Source organism: Streptomyces sp. URMC 127 (assembly GCF_051386535.1).
Lineage (GTDB): Bacteria > Actinomycetota > Actinomycetes > Streptomycetales > Streptomycetaceae > Streptomyces.
The window spans coordinates 1-3802 of sequence record NZ_JBPQTW010000358.1; the positions used below are offsets into that span (position 1 = coordinate 1).

Here is a 3802-nt window from a genome sequence, read left to right on the forward strand (position 1 = left end):
CCGCCGCCCCGCCCGACCGGCCGGCTCCCCCGGCAGCCCCGTCCAGCCCCTCCGTGCACACCCTGCTCACCCGGCTGCAGACGCTCTACCGCAAGGCCGAGGAAGCCACCGAGACGTACAACGCGACCGAGGAGAAGCTCAAGGCGCAGCACAAGCGCGTCGACGCCCTCAACGAGGAGCTCGCCGGCGCCCGCGTCGCCCTCACCGGCAGCCGCGACGCCGCCGGGCGCCTCGCCCGCGAGCAGTACCAGGGCACGAGCGGCACCCTCGCCCCGTACGTCTCCGTCCTCCTCAGCCCCGACCCGCAGCAGGCGCTCGACCGGGGCCACCAGATCCAGCGCGCCGCGGGCCAGCGCGCGGCCACCGTCGGCCGGCTCACGAAGGACGAGAAGCGCGCCGCCGGCCTGGCCGGCAAGGCGCGCGAGGCCCTCAACGAGCAGCAGGTGCTCGCCGCGAAGCAGAAGCAGCAGCGCGACAAGGTCAAGAAGAGCCTCGGCGAGGTCGAGAAGATGCTCGCGTCGCTGACCGGCAAGCAGCTCGCCGACATCCAGCGGCTGGAGCAGAAGAACATCGGCGAGGCGCAGCGCGCCCTGCTCTCCTCGGGCCGGCTGAGCGGCTCGACCAGGCCGTCCGCCGCGGGCGAGAAGGCCATCGCCTACGCGTTCGAGCAGTTCGGCAAGCCGTACGTGTGGGGCGCGGCCGGTCCCGACGCGTTCGACTGCTCGGGGCTCACCTCGCAGGCCTGGGCCCACGCGGGCGGCGCCATCCCGCGCACGAGCCAGGAGCAGTGGCGGACCCTGCCGAAGGTCTCGCTGGACGAGCTCCGCCCGGGCGACCTGGTGGTCTACTTCGAGGGAGCGACACACGTCGCGCTCTACATCGGCAACGGCCTGGTCATGCAGGCGCCGCGGCCGGGCGGCAGCGTGAAGGTCTCGCCCATCGCCGCCAACCCGCTGCTCGGGGCGGTCCGCCCGGACGCGGGCGAAGCGCCGCTGCGGAAGTACGAGCTGCCGCCGCTGCCGGAGGGCGCCACGTCCGGCTCGGACGCGGGCTACGGGTCGGCCGCGGCGCCGTCGTAGGACGGCCGGGGCGGGCGCACGCACGCCGGCCTGCCGCCCGTCAGCCGCTCCCCGGAGCACCCGGCTGCGCTCCGCCGGCCGCACTCCTGGCCGGTTCCGCGCCCACGGCAGGCTCCCCGCCCAGGGCCGCCACGCACGCCGCCGCTTCCCGCGCGTCGACGAAGCAGGCGGCGATGCCCGCCGGGTCGTCGTAGCCCGCGGCGATGCGGTCGGCGAGCTCCTGGTGCCGGCCCGCCGCCTCCAGCAGCTCCCGCACGTGCCCGGGCGGGCGCGGCGCGAGCATCGCGTTGGTCCAGGCGGTCGCGTGCCGGGCCGAGGCCCAGTGACCGGCGAACGCCGCCCGCATCCACGCCTCGTCGAAGGGCCGCTCGCCGTGCCGGACGATCGCGGCGAGGTAGGCGGCGGCGCACTTGGCAGCGGAGTTGGCGCCCTGCCCGGTGACGGGGTCGTCGGCCACCACCGCGTCCGCGACGCCGAGGACGAGCCCTCCGGAGGGCAGCCGGCCGACGGGATCGCGGACGGCCGGGGTGTAGCGGCCCGCCAGGGTGGCCTGGGCGTCGGTGAGCTCGACGCGGGTCGCCCGGGCGTACTCCCAGGGCACGTAGTGCTCCATCAGCTCCAGGGTCCGCGCCAGGTGCTCGCCGGGGGCGGGCTGGTCCTGGAAGGCGTCCAGGGGCCCGTCCGGCACGGCCTCCCAGAACAGGACGTCGGCGCGGCCGGAGACGGTGAGCGTCGGCAGCACGAACAGCTCCCCCGCGCCGGGCACGAGGTTGCAGCGCACCGCCTCGGTGTCCGGGTGCTCGGGGCGCGGGCCGAGCCCGTGCACGTAGGCGACGGCGAGGGCGCGCTGCGGGACCGTGTACGGCGAGCCGGCCGGGTCGCGGTCGAAGAGCTCCGCGAGCTCGCCCTTGCCCGTGGCGACGAGCACCAGGTCGTAGTGGCCGGCGAGGGCGTCCAGGTCGGACACCGCGGCGGCGTGGACGGCCAGGCGGCCGCCGCGCTCGGCGAAGGTGTCCAGCCAGCCGGACATCTTCAGCCGCTGGTCCACGGACTGGGCGCAGCCGCCGAGCCGGCCGAGCCAGTCGAGGGCGCGCCGGTGCGGGCCGCCGGCGGGCCCCGGCTCGGCGACCGAGACGCCCACGCCCTCGATGCGCGGGGCGGCGGCCGCCCAGAAGCCGAGGCCGAGCTCGTGCTCGTGGCGCAGGGCCGTGGGGAACATGCACTGGGTGGACATCACCCGGCCGGAACGTATCTCTTCGGACGTGCGGTTGGACATCAGCGTCACGTCGTAGCCGTGGAACTGCAGGCCGAGGGCCAGCTGGAGGCCGGACTGGCCGGCCCCGGCGATGAGGATCCGTCGCACGGGTCGCTCCTCACTCGGGCAGGGCGTCGAGCGCCCGGCCGACCAGGGCCAGCAGGGTGTCGACGACCGTGATCCGCTTCCGGGCGTCCATGGTCACCACCGGGACGGGCGGCGGCAGGGCCAGCGCCTCGTGGACGGCCTCGGGGGCGTAGCGGTCGGCGCCCTCGAAGTGGTTGACGGCCACGACGTACGGCAGGCCGGCGGTCTCGAAGTAGTCGAGGGCGGGGAAGGACTCCGCGAGGCGCCGGGTGTCGGCCAGCACGACGGCGCCGATCGCACCGCGCACGAGGTCGTCCCACATGAACCAGAATCGTTTCTGGCCGGGGGTGCCGAAGAGGTAGAGGACGAGGTCGGCATCCAGGGTGAGCCGGCCGAAGTCCATGGCGACGGTGGTCGTCCGCTTGCCGGGGGTGGCGCGGGCGTCGTCGACGTCCTGCGCGGCGGCGGTCATCACGGCCTCGGTGCGCAGGGGCGTGATCTCCGAGACGGAGCCGACGAAGGTGGTCTTGCCGACGCCGAAGCCGCCCGCCACGACGATCTTCGTGGCGAGGGGGGCGCGGGTGCGGTCGGTCTGCCAGGGGCGCGGCGCGTCGTCGGCGGCGACGGCACCGAGGGTGACCGCGCCGGGCGCGGGGCCGCACAGTTCCGGACGCTGAGCTTCCGGACGCTGGGGTCCCGGACGCTGGGGTTCCGGACGGGGTTCCGGGCGTTCTTCACAGTCGGCGGAGCGCACCTTGCACCCTCTCCAGCAGCGCGCGGTCGGGCCGGTCCGTGCCGTGGGCGGTGTCGAAGACGCGGACCCGGCCCTGCTCGGCCAGTTCGAGCAGGAGGACGCGCACGGCGCCGAGCGGCATGCGCAGCAGCGCCGCGATCTCGGCGACCGACCGCAGCCGGTGGCACAGGTCCACGATGGCGCGGGCTTCCGGGGGGATCCGCGGGTGCGGGCCGGCCGCCTCCGGGCCGGGGGCGGTGTCCTCGGCGTCCAAGGCGGCCACGAAGGTCTCGACGAGCAGCAGCCGGCACCGGCGGGGGCGCCCGCCGGTGAGGGAGTACGGGCGGACGCGCGCCGGCTTGCCGGGCTTGCTGCAGGCGGCGGCGCCGGTCATCCGACGGCCTCCACCGACTGCCGCAGCTCCCTGCGGAGTTCGGGAGTGAGGACGTGCCCGGCCCGGCCGACGAAGAGGGCCATGTGGTAGGCGACGACGCCCATGTCGCAGTCGGGTTCGGCGTGGACGCCCAGCAGGGAGCCGTCGCTGATGGTCATCACGAACAGGCTGCCCTCGTCCATCGCCACCATGGTCTGCTTGACGAAGCCGCCGTCCATGAGGCAGGCGGCGCCGGTGGTCAGGCTGCCGAGGCC

General features: G+C 75.6%; 5 protein-coding genes. 1 reads left to right on the forward strand and 4 read right to left on the reverse strand.

Features of this window, described 5'->3' with window-relative positions; genetic code table 11:
* On the forward strand, window positions 1-1079 hold a 1079-nt coding region (locus ACSNOH_RS33825), incomplete at its 5' end, for an NlpC/P60 family protein (RefSeq protein WP_436725276.1).
* 40 nt (window positions 1080-1119) lie between these two features.
* Here the strand turns inward: ACSNOH_RS33825 and ACSNOH_RS33830 are convergent.
* The 4 genes from ACSNOH_RS33830 to ACSNOH_RS33845 form a co-directional block, all read right to left on the reverse strand.
* Entirely contained in the window at window positions 1120-2442 is a 1323-nt protein-coding gene (locus tag ACSNOH_RS33830; protein WP_436725277.1) for a styrene monooxygenase/indole monooxygenase family protein, read from the reverse strand.
* 10 nt (window positions 2443-2452) lie between these two features.
* Entirely contained in the window at window positions 2453-3085 is a 633-nt protein-coding gene (locus ACSNOH_RS33835) for a GTP-binding protein (RefSeq protein WP_436725280.1), read from the reverse strand.
* Window positions 3086-3155: 70 nt separating this feature from the next.
* Window positions 3156-3548, reverse strand: coding sequence for a DUF742 domain-containing protein (locus ACSNOH_RS33840; protein ID WP_436725278.1), 393 nt, complete (start codon window positions 3546-3548; stop codon window positions 3156-3158).
* On the reverse strand, window positions 3545-3802 hold a 258-nt coding region (locus tag ACSNOH_RS33845; protein ID WP_436725279.1), incomplete at its 5' end, for a roadblock/LC7 domain-containing protein. The genes ACSNOH_RS33845 and ACSNOH_RS33840, both read right to left, overlap by 4 nt.

Coding starts and splice junctions, on each gene's coding strand:
- ACSNOH_RS33840 (WP_436725278.1), bottom strand. CDS start 3,548: ATGACCGGCGCCGCCGCCTGCAGCAAGCCCGGCAAGCCGGCGCGCGTC.